The sequence below is a fragment of the Enterococcus sp. C63 genome (assembly GCF_040887215.1).
Taxonomy (GTDB): domain Bacteria; phylum Bacillota; class Bacilli; order Lactobacillales; family Enterococcaceae; genus Enterococcus_B; species Enterococcus_B hirae.
In genome coordinates this window covers 76796-95800 of record NZ_JBFOFI010000005.1, presented here as the reverse complement: position 1 = coordinate 95800, position 19005 = coordinate 76796, and the positions used below count along the sequence as shown (strand labels likewise).

Below are 19005 nucleotides of genomic sequence, written 5' to 3'. Positions count from 1 at the left end.
TAGGTATTCCTTAGCCCTTCTCACAGCAGTTGGTTTTATCTTTCACTCGATTTGTGAGTTTAACTAGTTCTAATGATAATAACAGAAAAAGATCAATCAATGTTGTAAACATTGATTGATCTTTTTGTCTCATTTCAGTCTTTTTAAAATGAACACTCAAAAATTTTATTTTTCTGAATCATCAGTAGTCGTTTCTTCGACTTCTTCTTTCAAAGCATCACCTAAAAGATCCCCCATTGTGAAACCAGTATTTTCTTCTGGTAATTCATAGGTTTCAACATCTTTTGGTTCTTCTTCCGATGCTGGTTTTTCTTCTAAAGCCTTGATGCTAAGGGCAATACGATGTTCTTCAGGATGTACTTCTAAAACTTTTACTTGCACTTCATCCCCTTCATGAAGTACTTCATGAGGTGTAGCGATGTGCTTGTGAGAGATTTGAGAAATATGAACCAGACCTTCTACCCCTGGGAATACTTCTACAAATGCACCAAAGCTTGTCAAACGTTTCACTTTTCCATCTAAAACTGAACCAACAGTGGCTTTTTCTTCAATATCAGTCCAAGGCCCAGGCAACGTGTCTTTAATTGAAAGAGAAACACGTTCTTGTTCAGGATTAATCGAAAGAACTTTTACTTTTACTTCATCCCCAACTGCTAAAGCATCACTAGGCTTCGCCACATGGCTATGTGAGATCTCAGAAACATGGACCAATCCATCAATTCCACCTAAATCAACGAAAGCACCAAAATCAGTAATACGAGCTACTCGTCCGTCGATAACGTCTCCCTCGTGAATATTGGCTAGAATTTCTTTTTTCTTTTCTTCTTTTTCCGTTTCCACAACTGCTTTGTGTGAAAGAATTAAACGGTTTTCTGAAGGTTCGATCTCAACGATCTTGAACGCCAATGTTTGACCTTTGTATTCTGAAAAATCAGCAACAAAATGATCTTCCACCATTGAAGCTGGTACAAAACCACGAACACCTACATCAACGACTAAGCCGCCTTTTACGACATTCGTCACAGGTGCTTCGATGATATTACCTGCTTGAAAATCTTTTTCGATATCTTCCCAAACTTTTTTGGCATCCAAACGGCGTTTTGAAAGCAAATAGCTACCGTTTTCTTTATCTTTTCCGATAGTACTGATAACTACAAGTTCTAGAGTATCTCCTACTTTTACTACCTCGTTGATATCTTCAACAGGTGAAGTAGACAATTCTTTAGCAGGAACGACGCCTTCAACTCCGGCACCTTCGATTCCTACCACAACTTGTTTATCTTCGATTACTAAAACTTCGCCGGATACAACGTCTCCAACGTTTACTTCTTGGACGCTATTCATTGCATCTTCCATTGATTGACTGTTTTCTGTTTGATTTTGTTCAAATTCTGTCATAACATTTGTCCTCCTAACCAACATTCTGCCGTAACAACGGTACTAATTTTAGTTTAATTGATTATTAAAAAAAAATAAAGCGATTTCGTTTGGTTTACCCTAAAAATCCTGAGTTTTTCCCTTTTTACAAAAGATAGCCTTTTTCTGTGACCACTTTTTTGATGGATTGGACAACTTCCGTAATCGATTTTCCAGTAGTGTCGATTCGAATGGCATCATCCGCTTGTCTTAAAGGGGATACTTTTCTTGTAGAATCATAATGATCTCTCTCTTGGATTTCCTTCGTAAGAGTTTCCAACTCTGTTGGTATCCCTTTTTCAATATTTTCTTTATAGCGTCTTTGTGCCCGTTCTGTTACACTTGCTACTAAAAATATTTTCACTTCTGCCTGAGGTAAAACAGAAGTACCAATATCTCGGCCGTCCATTACAACCCCACCATGTTCACCAATTTTACGTTGGATCGAAACCAGTGCTTCACGTACTTTTTGATGAGCAGAAACTTCAGAAACTGCCTTGGTCACATCTGGCTGACGAATTTCTGTAGTGACATCTTGGTCTGCCACCAAAACGTGTTGACCGTCTGTCTCTTGGATAAAAGAGATTGGATAGGCTTGGATCAGCTTTACGAGTTGCTCTTCATCTCCAAAAGGTACTTGATGTTTTATCGCTAGATACGTAATGGCACGATACATGGCGCCTGTATCGGTATAAATATAGTTGTATTCTTTTGCCAAAATTTTTGCAACAGTACTTTTACCTGACGAAGCAGGTCCATCTATTGCAATACTGATTTGTGTCATGCTATAACTCCCTTTTCAAAAAAAAAGCCGCAGATCGCGGCTAAGATTATTTAACTTTTAATTGTTGTCCAGGATAAATCATATAATCGTTTGGATCTATTCCATTTAGTGCAAATAATTGATCAATAGTGATCCCGGCACGTTCAGCTACTTGTTTAGGTCCGTCACCTGGTTGAACAGTCACTGTTGATCCATCTGCAGCAGCCGAAGAGGATGGTGTTGTCGCTTCTTCTACCGTGCTAGTTGGTTGTGTTTCTTGTTGGTAAGTAGACGTTGTCGAAGGCGTTGTTTCCTCTGGTACAGTAGTACTTTGTGGTGTACTTGCTACTACTGATTCTGTCTGAGTAGTGCTTTCAGGCTCCGTACTTGATTCTTTTGTTGATGATACTTCTGATGAGGTCGTACTTTCCACTACAGAAGACGTTGTTGTAGTTGATGATGCACTTGAAGCATTGGAAGACCCATTTCTAATCCAGAAGTAAGCTCCCGCTGGAATTGCAATACACAATACTAATAATACTAAGAAGAGAGACAAAAACAGCGTGTTGCCTTTCTTTTGTTGTCGTTGAGAACTTCTTGAAGAAACTTCGTCTTCAGTGTCATAAATCGGTTGTTCCCATGGCTCTTGTGTTTCATTATTTTCTGATGAATGATGTCTATCTTTTCTGCTCACCTTATTAACCTCCTAATTTCTATCGTGAATATTATACCATAGCCAGAACGCGATTGTCTTATAAATTTTCTATCCAATGTTTTTTTAAAATAAATTTAGTAAAATATCTTGCCACTGTTTTAGCTCTACAGATGGGCTGACTTCTCTATTTTCCTGACTCGTAAGGACCGCTCCATCAATATCACAACATTTTTCTGGTTTTTTTATCAGTTTCTCCCCAAAGTATTCAAGAATCAGCGCTCTTCGACAAGTCTTTGCATTGACATAATGAAGCATTTGTTGTAGTCGATATTCCTTTTCTTTTTCTTGACGTTTTAGCCGATTTAACCACTCTTGCGGATTGCTCGTTTGTGCAATTATTTCTAACCATTTTTGTTGAATCTCATCGAATTGTTCTTGTTCATTGCTATGATATTGCAGATAAATTTCAAAACTTTGTCGTTGTTCTCTAGAAAGTTGATTAAAAAAATAATGAATGCGTTCGTCATTTTCTTTGTATAAAAGAATCGCTTCACTCCCCTGTTGGTCTCTTCCCGCACGCCCGATTTCTTGAACATAATTTTCTAAACTATCTGGTAAATCGTAATGGACAACATAACGGATATCTGGCTTATCGATGCCCATACCAAAAGCATTCGTCGCAATCAAAAATTGAAGTTTATTTTGACTAAATTGTTGTTGCAACTGTCGCCTTTGTGATGCCTCTAATCCACCATGATAATAGCCGATAGTAAAACGTGAGCGAAATAGCTGATACAAACGCTCTACCTCTTTCTTTGTCGCACAATAAATAATCATCGAGCCTTTTGCTTGTTTCATCAAGTCCTCTAGATCAGCTTCTTTTTGGGAAGTCTTTTTGACATATAAAGCAATATTTTGTCGATTAACCGAATGGATAATTCGAACTGGCACTTCTTGAAACAAGACAGTTTCAATATCATGTTGCACGGCTGTAGTAGCGGTTGCTGTCAAGGCAAGCGTTACTGGAGAGCCTAATTTCTGAGCAATTTCTCCTAGTTGTTGGTATTCCGGACGGAAATCTACCCCCCACTGAGAAACGCAATGCGCCTCATCGATCACATATAACCCAATTTTTTGTTTTTGTAATTGTTCTATCACATCTTTTTGCGTCAACATTTCTGGACTTAAAAATAAAAATTTATAATTGGACAAATGATTTAACACATAATATCGTTCCGTTCTAGATAGTAAACTATTGAAAGCAACAACTCGCTTTTCTCCTTGTTTCTGTAGTTGCATCACCTGATCCTCCATCAATGAAAGCAAAGGTGAAACAATGATAACCATTCCTTCACACAGATAACCGGTCAGTTGGTAGCATAGACTTTTTCCATTTCCTGTCGGTAACACTGCGAGGACATCTTGGTCATTCAATAAAGACTGGATGATTTCTTCTTGTCCTGAACGAAACGAAGTAAATCCAAAACGTTTGTGTAGTTCATCCTTCAGCGACATTCTTCAGTTCCCCTTTCAATACACCAATTTGATAAAAACGAAACTCTCCATAGTCTAGTGGTGCGACTTCATTTAATTCTCGATAATTCCATTCTTTGATGTTCGATAGTTGACTTAGTCGCTTAAATGTCTGCTTAGTGATCATTTTTTGATAAGGAAAATCAGTTAAATAAAGTTGCCATTCGATCAAATGATCGGTTACTGTTCCTCTTTTTAAATGACGTATCTTCATTACTTCATCAATTGAGCATCCAGATAAAATCAGTTTTCTCGTCGTTAACATACTTTGATTGAAGTTTTGCATAAGTAGTGGTGAAACCAATTGAAAAAGCAACGAATCTTTTTTTTCTTCGATTGTTTTTAGCAGCAGGTGTACTTGCTTTGCTTCATACAATTCACGTTGCACTTCATTGGTTATTTCTGTTAATTGATAAGTTAATAAACCAGGTGACTGGATACCTGAAAATTGATTGGCCAGAAAGTTAGCCGATTCAGACGTCATCGTTGAAAAGATTTCACTCAGTTCTTGGCTTAATTTTTTTGCTAGGGTTTGTCGATCTAGTTGTGTGTCAGCTAACCATTTTTTTACTTGGATAGTATAATACGGACTAGTTTCAATCGGTAAGTATTCCTTTTTATTATTTACCAGATGAGAGACAACTTGAACAGCAAACTTGATCAACCGCCAACAATTCTCAGCGGTTCTGCCATAACGATCATAATGGAGCCCTTCTAGATCAATCTTTTTTTCTGCTAAAGCTTTTTCACCTAAATGAGTGATCATCACGCCATCTTCTAGCTGAATAAGGAACTTTTGGTCAACTAATTGGTCAATGATACGTGTAAATTCTTCTTGATTCATTTTAGGAAAACTACCATGTATAAATAATAAATGGTTTAAAAAACTATAAATCAATACCGAACTCGTTCGTTTTCCTGTGATAACTTGGTATAAGGAGCTGATCCTTAACTTGTTTCTTGTTGAAAATAAAGCTAAAATAAATGAAGTCATATTACTCCCCTTAAGAATAGGATGGTCAAAATGTCATTACTATGTAGATTAGTACCTGAGCGCTGTATCGCTTGTGGTCTTTGTCAAATCGAAGCCCCAGATATCTTTGATTATGATGAAGAAGGAATCGTTTTATTTGCGCAAGAACCAGAAGCTCATCAGCAATTTGTTTCTCAAACTGACGAGGAAGCCGTCAGAAAAGCTTATCAAAAATGTCCAGTAAGAGCTATTTTATTAGAGAAATCATGAAAACTAGTTAACCAAATGAATATAAATCAATGTAAGTGTTTCTAACAATGATGATTTGAAAAGTAGGCAGTTGACCTGGAAATGGTGTTTGAACAAATTTCTTTCTATGTTCAAGTGAAAGTTTGAGTTGATTTATCTCTAGTCTATTTATATAAAGATTGTGACTTATGTAGCTCTTCGGCAAAGTTTCTGATAAATGGACTTCTGAACTGTCTTAGATAAAGTCATGAAAGAAGCGGGAAGCTACGATAACAATAAGCTTGAATTTTTTTAACAGTTTCTCATGTTATAAAAAATCCAAGCTTTTTTCAAAGAGCTGATGCACACTTTTTACTCATTTTTAAAGTGAGCTGGAAGATTTAGGTCTGGAACTCTATTCTCCTAACCAATTGATTAACGTATTGGTAATCGCTGTTTGTTGGTCTTCGTTTGTAATCTTAGCTTTACCGTCTCCCTTTTGTTCCCCATAGCTGCCAAATCCGCCATGATTTCCTCCATTAATCGAAACATATTCTGTTTGCTCAGGTAAATATTCTTTAGCTGATTCATAGGCTTTTTGATTCAAGACTTTATCATTAGAAGCAGTCAGGCTTAATACAGGTAATGTCGTTTTCGCCAATGTACCTTTTTCATCAGGATAGCTTGCTAAGAAAAAGATTCCTTTTAAGTGTTTGTCAGAAGAATGCTGATTAGCATAACGACTCGCCATGACGCCCCCCAATGAGTGTCCACCAATCACATAATTTCGATTTGAAAAGTCTTCTTTGATCTTATCTGCCTTATTCCCACTAAGTATGGCTAAGTCAAGAGGCATCTTAGCGATTGCTACGGAGTACCCACTTTTTGCTAATTGTTCAGCCCAGACACTATAACTAGCTGGTTCAACCAAAGCACCTGGATAAAAAATAACCAGTGGTTTTTGACTTTTTTCTTTCGTCTCAAAAAATAAATAATCTTTTTTATCCTTTCCATTTTGGGCTATTTGACTTGCTTGACTAGATGGTTCATAGGTATTTTGTTGTAAATAGTAGTACCCAGCGCCTCCTGCTAGCCCCAAAAAAATAATTATACCAATTAATACTCGCTTAAATATCTTCACATCTCTCACCTATTCTCCTTTTATCGTACCTATTGATCGATTATAAATTCACACTAAATAAAATACGAATAAATTGCAACTCTTTTTTCTTGAAAAAGAATAAATTTGTTTAGCCAGTGGCACTAAATGCAATCTTTCTTAGACCTGACTCTTCCCCTCAACAAGACCCACTATAACAAAAAAAAAAGGCTGATGAATGTACATTGACCTTCATCAGCCTTTAACAGTAAGAGAGCAGTTTCGTTCTCTATTGAACTAAAGTGTATTTAGTTGAGCATTTCAAATGATTATTTTCCACACAAACGGTAAACAGCTTCTGCATAGATTTCCATTGCTTTGTACATGCTGCTTAGTTCCCAACGTTCATTTGCCTGATGCATAAAATCAGGGGTATCTGGGAACATTGCACCAAATGCTACACATTGGTTCATCGTCCGCGCAAAAGTTGCACCGCCAGATACAAATGGTTCAGTCATATCACCAGTAATATCACGGTAAGTTCCTAAAAGATTTTTGATCAATTCACTGTCTAATGGAACATAAAGGGAATCTAAAAAGTCAAATTCTTCATAAGTCAAGTCATACTTTTTAGCAGTTTCTGTTAGTTTTTCTACGAGTTCATCTTTTTTGAAAGTTACTGGGATACGCATGTCGACCCCGATTTTAGTTTGTTCAGGAGTGATTTCCAGACTAGCAAAGTTCATTGTCAATTCGCCAGATTGTTCATCCACCGTTTTTCCTACCACGTTTTCACCAGTAGCATTTTCTTGAACTAATTGACCTAAGAAGTTGATTGGAGCAAAATCAAATACTTCAGAAAGAGCAATCGCTAAACGAGAGATTGCATTGACACCTTCTGCTGCATCTTTGGCATGGATACTTTTTCCAAGAACGACAATTGATTCTCCTTGATCTTCAAAGTCAAATCCATGCTTTTCCAATGCTTCTTTGACTTCAGCTAATTTTTCACCAGCATAAGGAGCTGCATCTGGAACGACATTCAGTGCGCCACCAGCTTTAACTGAAAATTCAGATGTTCCCGGTCCAGTTAGGTAAGCTTGTAGTAATCCTTTTTCAGCATAAATCAATGGAAACTCTGCATCTGGTGCGAATCCTTGCGTAATACCTTCTTCTTTTTCGTTGTATTTATCTAAACAACGCCACAAGTTTTCTTCATCGGTTCCAAAAATAAATCGGATACGTGTATTAAATTCAACGCCTGCATCCATCAACGCTTTGACAGCATACATTGCAGCGATGGAAGGTCCCTTGTCATCTTGTGATCCTCGTCCAATCAACCAACCATCTTTGACAGTTGGTTCAAATGGTTTAGAATCCCAATTGTTTTCATCGCCAGCTGGAACGACATCCATATGACACAAGATACCAAATAGCTCATCGCCAGATCCGACTTCCGCATAACCATAATATCCTTCTGGATCTTTAAATGTCTTGAATCCTAGATTTTCACTGATTTCTAACACTTTATCCAATGCTTCGATCACTTTTGTCCCAAAAGGATGCCCTTCACCAGTATCTGACTCGTCCAGAACTGAAGGGATTCGAATCAATTCATTTAAAGATTCCAATGCTTGTTCATGATGTTGTTTTGTTACAAATTGTTTCATGTTACTAGCCTCCTAATATAATAAAAAGGTTATGTCAAAACAACAGACACAACCTCTTTTTTCAAACAATAAATAGTTGAGCTTGGATCTTGTCCATTCACATCAAGTAAAAAACCATGTACACTCTAAGTCAACGGTTTTGTCTACTTTGTTATAACATTGCCGCTACACCTAAGATAACACAAATGGCTACAAATAGGATAGCAATCAATTTTCCTGTGAATTTCCACCAAACGGAAATATCAAAACGAGCGATCGCAACAGCCCCCATAACGATTGCTGATGTTGGTGTGATCAAGTTGACCAAACCAGATGCTGATTGATAAGCAGTGATAACTAAATCTTTACCAACGCCTGCAAATTCACCCATTGGTCCCATGATTCCCATAGTAGCTGCTGCTAGTCCAGAAGTTGATGGGATCAAGAATGACATAGGGATATAGAAGATAAACGTTAAGATCAAGAAGACACTAGATGACAATGAACTTAATCCTTGTTCACCCCAATGTAAGATCGTATCAGTGATTAAACCATTATTCATCACAACTTGGATACCACGTGCAACAGCTACCACGATCGCAACACCGATCAAATCTGAAGCTCCTGCTAAGAATTCAGAAATAAAGACTGATTCTTTCATTCCGTAAGTGATTGCCACTACAATAGCCATCACTAAGAACAACATGGTAATTTCTGGGAAATACCATTCTCCTAAAGGAAGCATGTTTTTACCTAAAACAGTTCCGACTACAGGTAACCCTGTTAACCAGTTAGTTAATGATTCAAAAATCGTAAAGTTTTTATTCAATGTTGTCCAAGGAATCAAACTAATGATCATAATACCAAAGGTAATGAAAAATAGGATATTTACATGTTTTTGTCTTTTAGTAATTGATTCTTGACGACCAATTGAATCGATATCAAAATGTTTGATGTCTTCTTCACGTTGTTTATATACAAGTGATTTCGTTGGGTCTTTTTCCACTTTAGATGCGTAACGGTAGACATAAGCAATTGAGATAGCCAATAGTACCACGAACATCAAGAAACGTAACCCGATTCCTTCACCCATTGAGATACCAACTGCTTGAGAAGCGACCCCAGTAGCAAATGGATTAACGGTTGAAGCTAAACAACCAACTTGTGACCCTACTAAAACGATAGCTACTGCAACAACTGTATCAAACCCAACAGCCATCATAACAGGAATCAATAAAGCATAGAACGGAATAGTTTCTTCCGCCATACCATAAGTTGAACCACCTAATGCAAATAAGATCATCAACACAGGGATCAACATTTTTTCTTTCCCTTTAAAGCGTTTTACAACGGAAGCAATCCCTGCATCCAAAGCACCAGTTTTATTGATAATACCTAAGAAACCACCCACAACTAAAATAAAGAATGAAATTGGAATAGCAGCCGGTGTTTCTTTCGTTAATTCCCCAGCAGGTACACCTAGCATCCCATTAATCGGTGCCATAAAGATATCCCATAGCCCCTGAGGATTTTGCTCTACTCGTTCATATGATCCAGCAATGATGTTGCCTGCATCATTGACACTATAATGTCCAGCTGGTATGAACCAAGTTAGTACAGCGATAATCGCAATAATAATAAATAAGACCGTATACGCTGAAGGCATTTGAAATTGTTTCTTCTTTGTTTGTTCCATGTTCTTCTCCCTTTCTTGTAACATTAGAATCTTATAAGAGTGATTCCATCAGTTATTTTATCAAAAAGAATACGATAACCAAAACAATAACCTATTGATTTGGCAAATTTTATTCAAAAATCCTGCTTTCACTCCTTTCTCTATGAAATTTAAGGTAAAGCTTTTTCAATACAATTGTAGCGTTTTCCACTTCCATTATAACAAAACTATTTATGATTCAAAAAGTGATTAATTTCACATTTTGAATCATAAAATACATTTTTATGCATAAACAAAAGAAATACTCAAACACCGTTTATAAAACGCTTACACAAAGTGGGTTAATGAATTTTTTTTCATTAAAATTTCCGATATTTTTTTATTTCCTTGAATTCTTTTTAGAAAAAACAATGTTTATTTTCTCATCCCCTTTTTTTCTAATCGTTGGACTACTTTTTCAGAAATACTAGTACTGACAAAAACGGCTCCTTAACTTTTTATATTGTAAAAGTTAAGGAGCCTTGACTGATTTTTTTAATGATAAAATAATTAAGAAAGTGGCATCAATTCATGCTTCCCTCTAAAAATGGATAAACGAGCATGAGCTGCTGTACTATTTATTTGTTGTTCGTCACTGTATGTCTTTGTGCCAACTGGTGTTGTTTCCGACTTAACCATGGCAATAATTTTGCGTGTAAAACCAAAAAGGCAGCACTGACGATAAATCCTTTAATGATATTAAATGGGACGATTCCGATCAGGACATAATTAGCTAACGGCATCCCTAACATTTGATTAGCATTTAAACCTAAAAACATAAGGTACAATGGGGTAATCACAAAATAGTTTGCAACACTCATGAAGATCGTCATTGCGATCGTACCAGAAATCACACCTAAAAACTTATTTTTCCCTACTTGAGTCTTCTTACGGAAGAAGTAGAAAATAGGTAAGGTAAAGATAGCTGTTGCTAAAAAGCTGGCTGTATCTCCTACCAAATTATCTGGTGAAAAGCCGGTAGTGATCAAGTGTAAGATCGATCGTAAGAAAGCTGTAACCAATCCAGCAACTGGACCAAATAAAAACATACTGATCAGTACTGGGATATCACTAAAATCGATCTTTAAAAAACTAAAGGCTGGCATAATCGGAAATGCGATATATTGCAAAACCAATCCGATCGCAGCAAATAATGCCACAGCGACCATTTTTTGTACACGGGTGTTCTTCATTTGAAATCCTCCTGTTAGGACTCCTCTTCAGCGAACTTTTCGACAAACTTTTTGCAAATAAAAAAACTCTCCAATAACAGGGAGAGTTAGAGTTATTTGGCAAAAAACTACGTCAAATAAGCTCTATCTTCTTTATCCAGACTATACTGTCGGTATCGGAATTTCACCGATTCAGCTACTTAGGTAAAGTAGGTCGTGGACTATAACCACCGGTCGGGAATTTCACCCTGCCCCTGAAGACGAACCATTTATAATTTTGTTTACCTTTACATTATACATCGCTTGAGAAAAAATGCAATCATTTATTCTTATAATAAGTAAGTAATCATTTTGATTGATTCAATAAACTGCTGACTTCTTTTTTGTTCAACTCACGATAGTCGCCAGGGCGTAAGCCTTGAAGCGTCAAATCGCCGTATTTTTCTCGTTTTAATTTTTGAACAGGTAAGCCAACTGCTTGAAGCATATTTTTTACCTGATGATTTCTACCTTCATGGATAGTCAATTCAACGATACTATGATTTGTCTTAGGATCCACAGATAATATTTGGTAACGTGCTGGTGAAGTTCGTTTCCCTTCGATTTTTATCCCTTTCGTCAAGGGAGATAACATTGTTTTAGTAGCAATCCCTTTGACTTTTGCCACATATACTTTGTCTACTTCATGTTTCGGGTGGGTCAAACGTTGCGCAAAATCACCGTCATTAGTCAAGAGCAGTATACCCGAAGTATCATAATCTAATCGTCCTACTGGATAAATTCGTTCTTTCACCATTGGCAGCAAATCAGTTACGACTTTTCGCCCCTTGTCATCAGCAACAGCGGAAATCACGCCTTTTGGTTTATATAGTAAATAGTACCCGTATTCTTCTTGATAAATCGGCACTTCATCTACTTCGATCAAATCACGTTTGCTAACTTTTACTCCGAGTTCTTTTACTACTTTGCCGTTGACTTTTACTCGTCCAGCCAAAATATATTCTTCCGCTTTACGTCTGGAAGTGATCCCTGCATGCGCAATTACTTTTTGTAGTCTTTCCATTATATCTGTTCTCCTTCATCCATTTCATCAAAGAATAAGTCGAGTGAAGACTCTTCGTTTAATGAATGCTCCATTGCTTGTATATCTGGTAAGTCTTTTAATGAGTTGAGACCAAAATAATCTAAAAAATAAGGAGTCGTCCCATACAAAATAGGTCGTCCAGGTCCTTCCACGCGTCCTTTTTCTTCAATCAACTGATGAGCAGCTAGCCGTTGAATGGCACCTGAGACTTGAACCCCACGAATTTGTTCGATTTCTACTCTGGTAATCGGTTGTTTATATGCAATGATCGCCAACGTTTCGACAGCTGCTTGTGAGAGAGTATTAGACGTCCCTTGGGCATAGCGTTTCAACAATGGCGCTAACTCTTTTTTGGTTGTTAAAACGACATGTGCCTCTGTTTCCAAAATATGCAAAGCACTAGCTGGATCATTTTCATATCTTGTTTTTAATTCCGTTAATAAAGCCACTGTCTCTTCTTTCGTAATAGTTAACAGATAGCTGATTTCTTCTAACCCGATTCCTTCCTCGCCAACAATAAATAAAATGGCTTCAAGTTCACTTAATTTTGTCATCTTTGGTATCTCCTACTGCTAGATAAAGCATAATTGTTTCATAATTTCCTTCTTGTTGCGCAACGATCTGACCATTTTTCATCATTTCTAATAAAGCCATAAATGTAGTGACTACTTCTGTTTTCGAAGGCGTTTCAAAAAAAGACTCAAAAGAGCATCCCTTATGATGTTGCTTAAGACGCTCTTCAATAAAGATGATACGTTCTTCAATTGTTGTATCATCAGGAGTAATCGTTTTTTCAACTTTCTCTGAGAATTTCTTTCGCTCTAAGATTTTTTCCATCGCATGAAACAAATCAATCTTTTTGACTTGTCCACGTTTCAATGGTTTCTCTTGTCCAATGAGATCGTCTACTGCAACTGGTTCTTTCGTATAATATAAGCTTCTCTCTTGGGCTTTTTCGGTTAACTGCTCTGCAGCATACTTATACTTTCGATATTCCAATAATTGATTGACTAATTCGTCACGCGGGTCCTCTTCCCAATACTCATCTTCAATGATTGCTTCTTGAACAGGTAACAAAGTTTTGCTTTTGATCGCCATCAACGTGGCAGCCATCACTAGATATTCTCCAGCAACAGCAAGTTCAAGAGTTTTCATCGTATGGATATAACTCATGTATTGCTCAGTGATCGTTGCAATCGGGATATCATAAATATCGATCTCCATTTGCTGGATCAAATGAAGGAGTAAATCTAAGGGTCCTTCAAATATATCTAATTTGATATTGATTTCTGTCACCATATTCACTCTTTCTTCTTGTTTCGATCGACCCATTTTGCGAGATATGGACGGGTAATCTCTGTTGGTCGTATGGAAAAGTCTGGGTATTTTTCTTGAAGTTCATCAAGCATTTGAAAGCCCATCTGATCTCCCCGATAAGATGGATTCAATGAAACATCGTGAATAATCAATTCCTGATTTTCACCCCAATAAACACCAATAATCCCTTGAATATTCGTTGAACCTTCTGGTGTGAAGAAAAAAAGTTCATATCCTTCTTCTGTTTCATAGGTATTGATTTCTTTGAGTAAATTCGATTTATCCGTTAGTTTCTTATGAAAACTTAACAGTCCCATAGCAATTTTACGATTTTCTTTTCGGTAATGTGTTAACATTTTTTCACCTTCCTATGACTAAGCCCTTGGAAAATGCTGCTTATAAACATCCGTCATTCTTTTCTTTGTGATATGTGTATAAATTTGTGTTGTTGAGATATCAGCATGTCCTAATAATTCCTGTACCGTTCGAAGATCTGCACCATTTTCCAGCAAATGTGTCGCAAAACTATGCCTTAAAGTATGAGGGGTCACCTCTTTATTGATTCCTGCTTCACGCACTAATTGTTTAAGGTTTTTCCAGATACCTTGCCGTGATAACCCTGTACCATGATGATTGACAAATACATGCGTTTCAGAAGGATTCGCTACAAGGAGGGGGCGTGCTTCGTCTAGATACCGCTCCAACCATTGGATCGCATAATCACCTAGAGGTATGATCCGTTCTTTGTCCCCTTTACCAAGTGTTTGGACCAAGCCGAGCGACAAGTGAAGATCACTTAGCTTTAAACCAACGAGTTCACTGACACGCATACCTGTTGCATACATGACTTCTAGAATTGCTCGATCTCTGATCCCTAGATTTTTGGTTGTATCAGGTGTTTCGATCAATCGTTCAACCTCAGTCAAGGATAAGGTACTAGGTAACTTTTGAACATTTTTAGGCGTATCAATGTGTTGCATCGGGTCATGATCAGTCAATCGTTCTTGACGTAAGAATTGATGAAATCTTCTCAAGCTAGTAATCATTCTGGTCACGGTTGCCGGAGCTTTCTTTTCATCATGCATCTTTTCCAGATAATTGATCACGACGTAGCGATCGACATCTTGCCAGGAAGTGATTTGCTCATCTTCTAAATAGTGAAGATACTGTAACAAATCTCGTTCATAACTTTTTCTCGTATTTAATGACAAGCCACATTCAATCGTCAAATAGTGGAGATAATCATTAATTTCTTCATTCATAATAATCCACCTCGTGCTCTTCTATCATATCAGATACCCTTCATTTTCGATAGTCTATTTTACAGCTAGGCAAAGAAAAAGCCGTCTAGCAATCAGACGGTTTTGCTTTCTTTTTCTTTAGTGTAACATTTTTGACAAATACCATGAAATGTTAAGCGATGATCTTTTACCAAAAAGTGATACCGTTGCTCCACAATTTCTTCCACTTCACACAATAAATCTTCTTCGACCTCTTCAATCGTGCCACATCGTAAACACAATAAATGATGATGGAAATGTTTTGCTCCTTCTTTTCTCAAGTCATAGCGAGCAACACCATCATTGAAGCTGACTTTATCAATGACTTTCAAATCGGTCAAAATCTCTAACGTCCGATAGACAGTAGCTAACCCAATTTCTGGACTCTTTTTTTTCACTAGAAAAAAGACTTCTTCTGCCGATAAATGTTCTTTCTCATTTTCTAAAAGTACTTGTAAAGTTGCTTCTCTTTGTGGGGTTAATTTGAACCCCGACTCGTGCAATTGTTGTTTCGTTTTTTTCATTACTGACATCGCATTCATAACCATGTATTCAACCCCGACAATTTATAATAATTATAATCAAACAAAAGGAATCTCTTTCTAAATTAAAATAATTATAAGCTAGTTAAGAAAAACATGCAAGGTATTCTCAATTAGATTTTCTAATTCGTTTCGTTACGCCTGCTTCTTGTTTGACTAGTCCTTGTTTTAATAGATTGCCGATTGCTCGTTTAAAAGCTCCCTTGCTTATACCAAAAGTTTTCATGATATCTTCCGGATCAGATTTGTCAGTAAAATAGATTTGCTCATCTGCTGATCGTTCGATGATCGTTAAAATCATTTGTGCATCATCAGAGATTGCTTCATATGCTCTTGGTTTTAATGAAAGATTCAATACTCCATCAGGTCTCACGCCAATTACTCGTCCTTTGACTTGTTCACCTAAGCGCGGCTCATTATAGCGTTCAGATGGGTGGATAAATCCGATATAATAATCATCTGTTAAGACGTACGTTCCGGTCAGTTTCAAGCGGTAAGCAACGCCTGTAATGTCTTTATTTTTGATTTCTTCTGTTCCACGTTTACTCAATGATTTAAAAATCTTTTCATCGGCTAAACTACCCCAAATTCGGTCTTTGCTATCGACTCTTAAAGCAACCATTAAACGATCGCCTTTTTTAGGCCAAAGTTCTGTCATCGTTGGTAGTTCATCTAATGAGACTACAAAATCTTTGTCGGGTAATCCAATATCGACGAATACTCCTAAATCTTTTCGTGAAGCAGTCACTGTACCAAAAGCATAATGACCAATTCGACTTTTAGGAATCAACGTAGTAAAACGATTTTCATGTTTTTGATTTTGATAACCAAACCCTTCGACTGCTTCACCGATACGATAGGTCCCTTCGGTTTTACTTAATCCAAAAGTTTGTCCATTTTTCTGGACAAAGTAATTTTTTTCATTTTCATCAATTACCATTCCGGTAAATATTGTTGCCAATAATTCATTCATCTTATTTCTCCTTATTTATAAAAGATTCAGCCATCTTTTCTTAGCTATCATAACATAATGTTTCCATGATTAGTAGTTGGTTTGGTCTTAGTCGTCGCAAAAAAACTCAGACATCGTGTATCTGATCCTATATGGTCATCCACTTAGTTCCATACGATCTACGATATCTGAGTAGTATTTGATCATTGTCTATCTAGCAGATTAATGGCTGCCATTTCCGCCAAACCAGCCTGTTTTACAATTGATCGTCACAATATAAAATGGTAATGCACTTTCACCGATTCCACGCATCAAATTAGATTGGGTTGAAGTAGCATAAAGATTATAGTAACCTTCACCATTTTCGATTCTCGCTTTTTCTAGTTTATATCCACCTGCCACAATGTAGCCTCGTTGAATACAAGTAGCAATAACACTTTGTTGGACTCCTGGTGCCCAATTCCATGCTGGATTAGATGCATCAGCCACATCACTTTGTCGAGTTGACATGATGGGTTGATTGGCTGAATTAGTCTTATTGGTAGTTGAACTAGATTTTGCTTGTTGTGCAGCCAGAGCTGCAGCTTGTTTGGCTGCTTCAGCTGCTTTTTTTGCTTCTTCAGCTTTTTTTGCTTCTTCTTTTGCTTGTGCTTCTTTCTGCTCTTTCGCAGTCAAGGTTTCATCTACTTTTTTTAGTTGATCTTTTAATGCGACAGCTAGCTCTTCATTTTTGATTTGCTCTACAGCATTTTTTGCTTCGTCATACTGCTCTCTGTTCGCACTGTCTACGACTTGATTATCATGATAGACAACGTTCACTTTATCTTTAGCCGTCTGCAATTGTTTGTATTGATCCTCTGCTTCGGTTTGCGCTTGCTTGATCAGACGTCCAAAAGCAGTTTCATTTGTAGTCATTGGTTGAATGGCTTGATCCTCTTTTAGTTTAGGATCAGCTGCTAAATGATCATCGTCAATCACTACCGAAGTAAATAACTGGTTGACACGTTGAATATCTTTGATTTTGGTTTGGATATCCTGGAATGTTTTTTCTAATTCAGGGTATTCTTTCTCTTTTTTTACGTCATTCAGATCAGTCTTTAGTTTAGCTAAGTCTTGATTGATCATTGAAGTACGGATAAACTGGTGAGACGGATCTGTATAAAAAGCGTTCAAGGCTGTTTGTAGATCTGCCACCTTTTGTGTTTGTCTTTCTTCTTGTGCAGCGATTTGTGCCTGAACATCTTGCTGATGGTCATAATAAGCCCAACCACCGACTCCGAGCAAGACGATTGCTGCTAAAGCCAGATACGGTCCTTTTTTCGATCTTTTTCGTTTCCCCTCATCAGTCTTTGCTGATGTAACTGGTTCTTTTTGTTCCGTTTCTGTCCTTTGATCGATTTCATTTGATAATTCTGTTTTTTCTATAGCTTCTGGTTTTGAAGAATCTTTCTTACGAATTTCTTCTTTTGGTTCTTCTTCTTTTACCGATTCTTCTTTCGGTACTTCTTCTTTTGCTGTTTCTTTTTTCGATATTTCTTCTTTTAGAACTTCTCCGTTTGATTGATTCTCTTGTGATGGAGCTGCTTTCGGAATATCTTTTTCTGAAACTTCAGGTTTCAAATTTTCGTTTAACGCTTCGACCTCATGGGTTGAGTTTTTATCAATATCTTCCGCACTCGTTTTTTCTTCGACTTCTTTTTTTCCTATCAAAAGTTTTTCTGACGATGATTGGACGTGAGTCGTTTTTGAAGCGGACACTGGTTCTTCAGTTTGTTCCTTAGAAGAAAGCAGTTGATTTTCTTCTGAAGTTTGGGGTGCCGTTAAGCGTTCATAATTTTTTTCTGTTTCCGTTTCGAACGTTTCTTTTTGATCAATCACTTGATGGTCAGTTGGCTGAACAACGCTATCCTTCGTATCAACTGTTTCCTTTTCTTTCGTTTCACGTTCGTTAGTTACTGGCACTGTACTTTCTTGTTTTGAATCAGTCTCTTTGGCATTTTTAGCTGCGAGTTCCTCTTGGATCATTCGCATCAATTCTTCTGCATGTTCTTCTGTTGTATCTTCTCTATGAGCTTTGATATAAGCAGATAAAATCGAATTTTCTTTTTCATGATCAACAAATTCTTTTAATTCAGCTACTCTTTTTTGTTGTTCTGCTTCGAGTTCATCCGTCATTTCATCGCCGTTAGCTTGTTTTTTCGAATCAGTTCCTTCTTCACTTGTTGACGGCTTTTTGTTTGCCTTTTTAGTGACTACATCTTCAGCATCATTAGTTTCTGCTAGATTCGTTTCTTCAGATGATTCTTCTTTAAACAAGGCCATGACCGATTCTAATGGTAACTCTGTTAATTCTGACCATTCGATTGGATCATTTAATTCCGTGTCAGGAAAATGTTCTTCTGAAGAATCTATTGGTAATTGACTGTTGTTCTTTTCTTCATTCGTGTGTTGGTCTTGCTCTTTTATTTGGTAACCACAATCAGGACAAATCAACTTTCCTTTGATTTTCTTTGATCCACACGTTGGGCATTTTTTTATCACTGAGCGATCGGCTCCTTTTGTTAGGTTTACGCTACCATTTAATCTACCATATTCTGAAAGTTTCGCCAAGAGCCTATTTTGATCAAA

Annotated in this window: 18 protein-coding genes and 1 riboswitch; of the genes, 1 reads left to right on the top strand and 17 read right to left on the bottom strand. The window is 37.1% G+C overall.

All coding sequences use genetic code 11. The features are described 5' to 3' along the window. Positions 1–165: 165 nt before the first annotated feature. The 5 genes from rpsA to AB3H90_RS08850 all read right to left on the bottom strand — a co-directional run bounded on the left by rpsA (position 166) and on the right by AB3H90_RS08850 (position 5361). On the bottom strand, positions 166–1398 hold the full coding sequence (gene rpsA / locus AB3H90_RS08870; protein WP_010719568.1) for a 30S ribosomal protein S1: 1233 nt from the start codon (positions 1396–1398) through the stop codon (positions 166–168). A 124-nt stretch (positions 1399–1522) separates the two neighbouring features. Further along, the gene (gene cmk, locus AB3H90_RS08865; RefSeq protein ID WP_010719569.1) at positions 1523–2200 is read right to left on the bottom strand and encodes a (d)CMP kinase; all 678 of its coding nucleotides are present in this window, start codon (positions 2198–2200) and stop codon (positions 1523–1525) included. Between the two features lie 46 nt (positions 2201–2246). Beyond that, positions 2247–2873, bottom strand: a complete 627-nt coding sequence (locus AB3H90_RS08860; protein ID WP_368016587.1) for an SAG1386/EF1546 family surface-associated protein — start codon at positions 2871–2873, stop codon at positions 2247–2249. Positions 2874–2957: 84 nt separating this feature from the next. Then, a complete protein-coding gene (locus AB3H90_RS08855) occupies positions 2958–4349 on the bottom strand; it encodes an ATP-dependent DNA helicase RecQ (protein ID WP_368016586.1) in 1392 nt (463 codons plus the stop codon). Then, on the bottom strand, positions 4333–5361 hold the full coding sequence (locus tag AB3H90_RS08850) for a helix-turn-helix domain-containing protein (RefSeq protein WP_178306054.1): 1029 nt from the start codon (positions 5359–5361) through the stop codon (positions 4333–4335). The genes AB3H90_RS08855 and AB3H90_RS08850 overlap by 17 nt, the downstream gene beginning before the upstream one ends. Positions 5362–5391: 30 nt before the next feature. Here AB3H90_RS08850 and AB3H90_RS08845 point away from each other — a divergent pair, with 30 nt between their 5' ends. Beyond that, entirely contained in the window at positions 5392–5610 is a 219-nt protein-coding gene (locus AB3H90_RS08845) for a ferredoxin (RefSeq protein WP_368016585.1), read from the top strand. Positions 5611–5983: 373 nt separating this feature from the next. On the opposite strand, the gene AB3H90_RS08840 is transcribed toward AB3H90_RS08845, so the two are convergent. The 12 genes from AB3H90_RS08840 to AB3H90_RS08785 all read right to left on the bottom strand — a co-directional run bounded on the left by AB3H90_RS08840 (position 5984) and on the right by AB3H90_RS08785 (position 18918). After that, positions 5984–6709, bottom strand: a complete 726-nt coding sequence (locus tag AB3H90_RS08840) for an alpha/beta hydrolase (protein WP_025480478.1) — start codon at positions 6707–6709, stop codon at positions 5984–5986. A gap of 287 nt (positions 6710–6996) precedes the next feature. Then, positions 6997–8337 (bottom strand): M20 family metallopeptidase, encoded by a 1341-nt coding sequence (locus AB3H90_RS08835; protein ID WP_368016584.1) that lies wholly within the window; start codon positions 8335–8337, stop codon positions 6997–6999. Between the two features lie 151 nt (positions 8338–8488). Continuing rightward, the gene (locus AB3H90_RS08830) at positions 8489–10012 is read right to left on the bottom strand and encodes a YfcC family protein (RefSeq protein ID WP_010719576.1); all 1524 of its coding nucleotides are present in this window, start codon (positions 10010–10012) and stop codon (positions 8489–8491) included. 596 nt (positions 10013–10608) lie between these two features. Continuing rightward, on the bottom strand, positions 10609–11223 hold the full coding sequence (locus tag AB3H90_RS08825; RefSeq protein ID WP_010737347.1) for an ECF transporter S component: 615 nt from the start codon (positions 11221–11223) through the stop codon (positions 10609–10611). Between the two features lie 121 nt (positions 11224–11344). Then, positions 11345–11468: riboswitch (FMN riboswitch) on the bottom strand. 80 nt (positions 11469–11548) lie between these two features. Further along, positions 11549–12265: a pseudouridine synthase gene (locus AB3H90_RS08820; RefSeq protein WP_010719578.1), complete on the bottom strand. Its 717-nt coding sequence runs from the start codon at positions 12263–12265 to the stop codon at positions 11549–11551. After that, a complete protein-coding gene (scpB, locus tag AB3H90_RS08815; protein WP_010719579.1) occupies positions 12265–12840 on the bottom strand; it encodes an SMC-Scp complex subunit ScpB in 576 nt (191 codons plus the stop codon). Before scpB ends, AB3H90_RS08820 begins: the two co-directional genes overlap by 1 nt. Beyond that, positions 12824–13591 (bottom strand): segregation/condensation protein A, encoded by a 768-nt coding sequence (locus AB3H90_RS08810; protein WP_277749450.1) that lies wholly within the window; start codon positions 13589–13591, stop codon positions 12824–12826. Before AB3H90_RS08810 ends, scpB begins: the two co-directional genes overlap by 17 nt. After that, positions 13588–13959: a hypothetical protein gene (locus AB3H90_RS08805; protein WP_010719581.1), complete on the bottom strand. Its 372-nt coding sequence runs from the start codon at positions 13957–13959 to the stop codon at positions 13588–13590. The genes AB3H90_RS08810 and AB3H90_RS08805 overlap by 4 nt, the downstream gene beginning before the upstream one ends. A gap of 18 nt (positions 13960–13977) precedes the next feature. Further along, the gene (gene xerD / locus AB3H90_RS08800; protein WP_368016583.1) at positions 13978–14865 is read right to left on the bottom strand and encodes a site-specific tyrosine recombinase XerD; all 888 of its coding nucleotides are present in this window, start codon (positions 14863–14865) and stop codon (positions 13978–13980) included. Positions 14866–14957: 92 nt separating this feature from the next. Then, positions 14958–15431 carry a Fur family transcriptional regulator gene (locus tag AB3H90_RS08795; protein WP_010719583.1) on the bottom strand — a complete coding sequence of 158 codons (474 nt, stop codon included), beginning with the start codon at positions 15429–15431 and terminating at the stop codon, positions 14958–14960. Between the two features lie 103 nt (positions 15432–15534). After that, positions 15535–16398, bottom strand: a complete 864-nt coding sequence (locus AB3H90_RS08790; RefSeq protein ID WP_081128721.1) for a S1 RNA-binding domain-containing protein — start codon at positions 16396–16398, stop codon at positions 15535–15537. A gap of 201 nt (positions 16399–16599) precedes the next feature. Continuing rightward, positions 16600–18918, bottom strand: a complete 2319-nt coding sequence (locus AB3H90_RS08785; RefSeq protein ID WP_368016582.1) for a cell division site-positioning protein MapZ family protein — start codon at positions 18916–18918, stop codon at positions 16600–16602. Positions 18919–19005 lie beyond the last annotated feature (87 nt).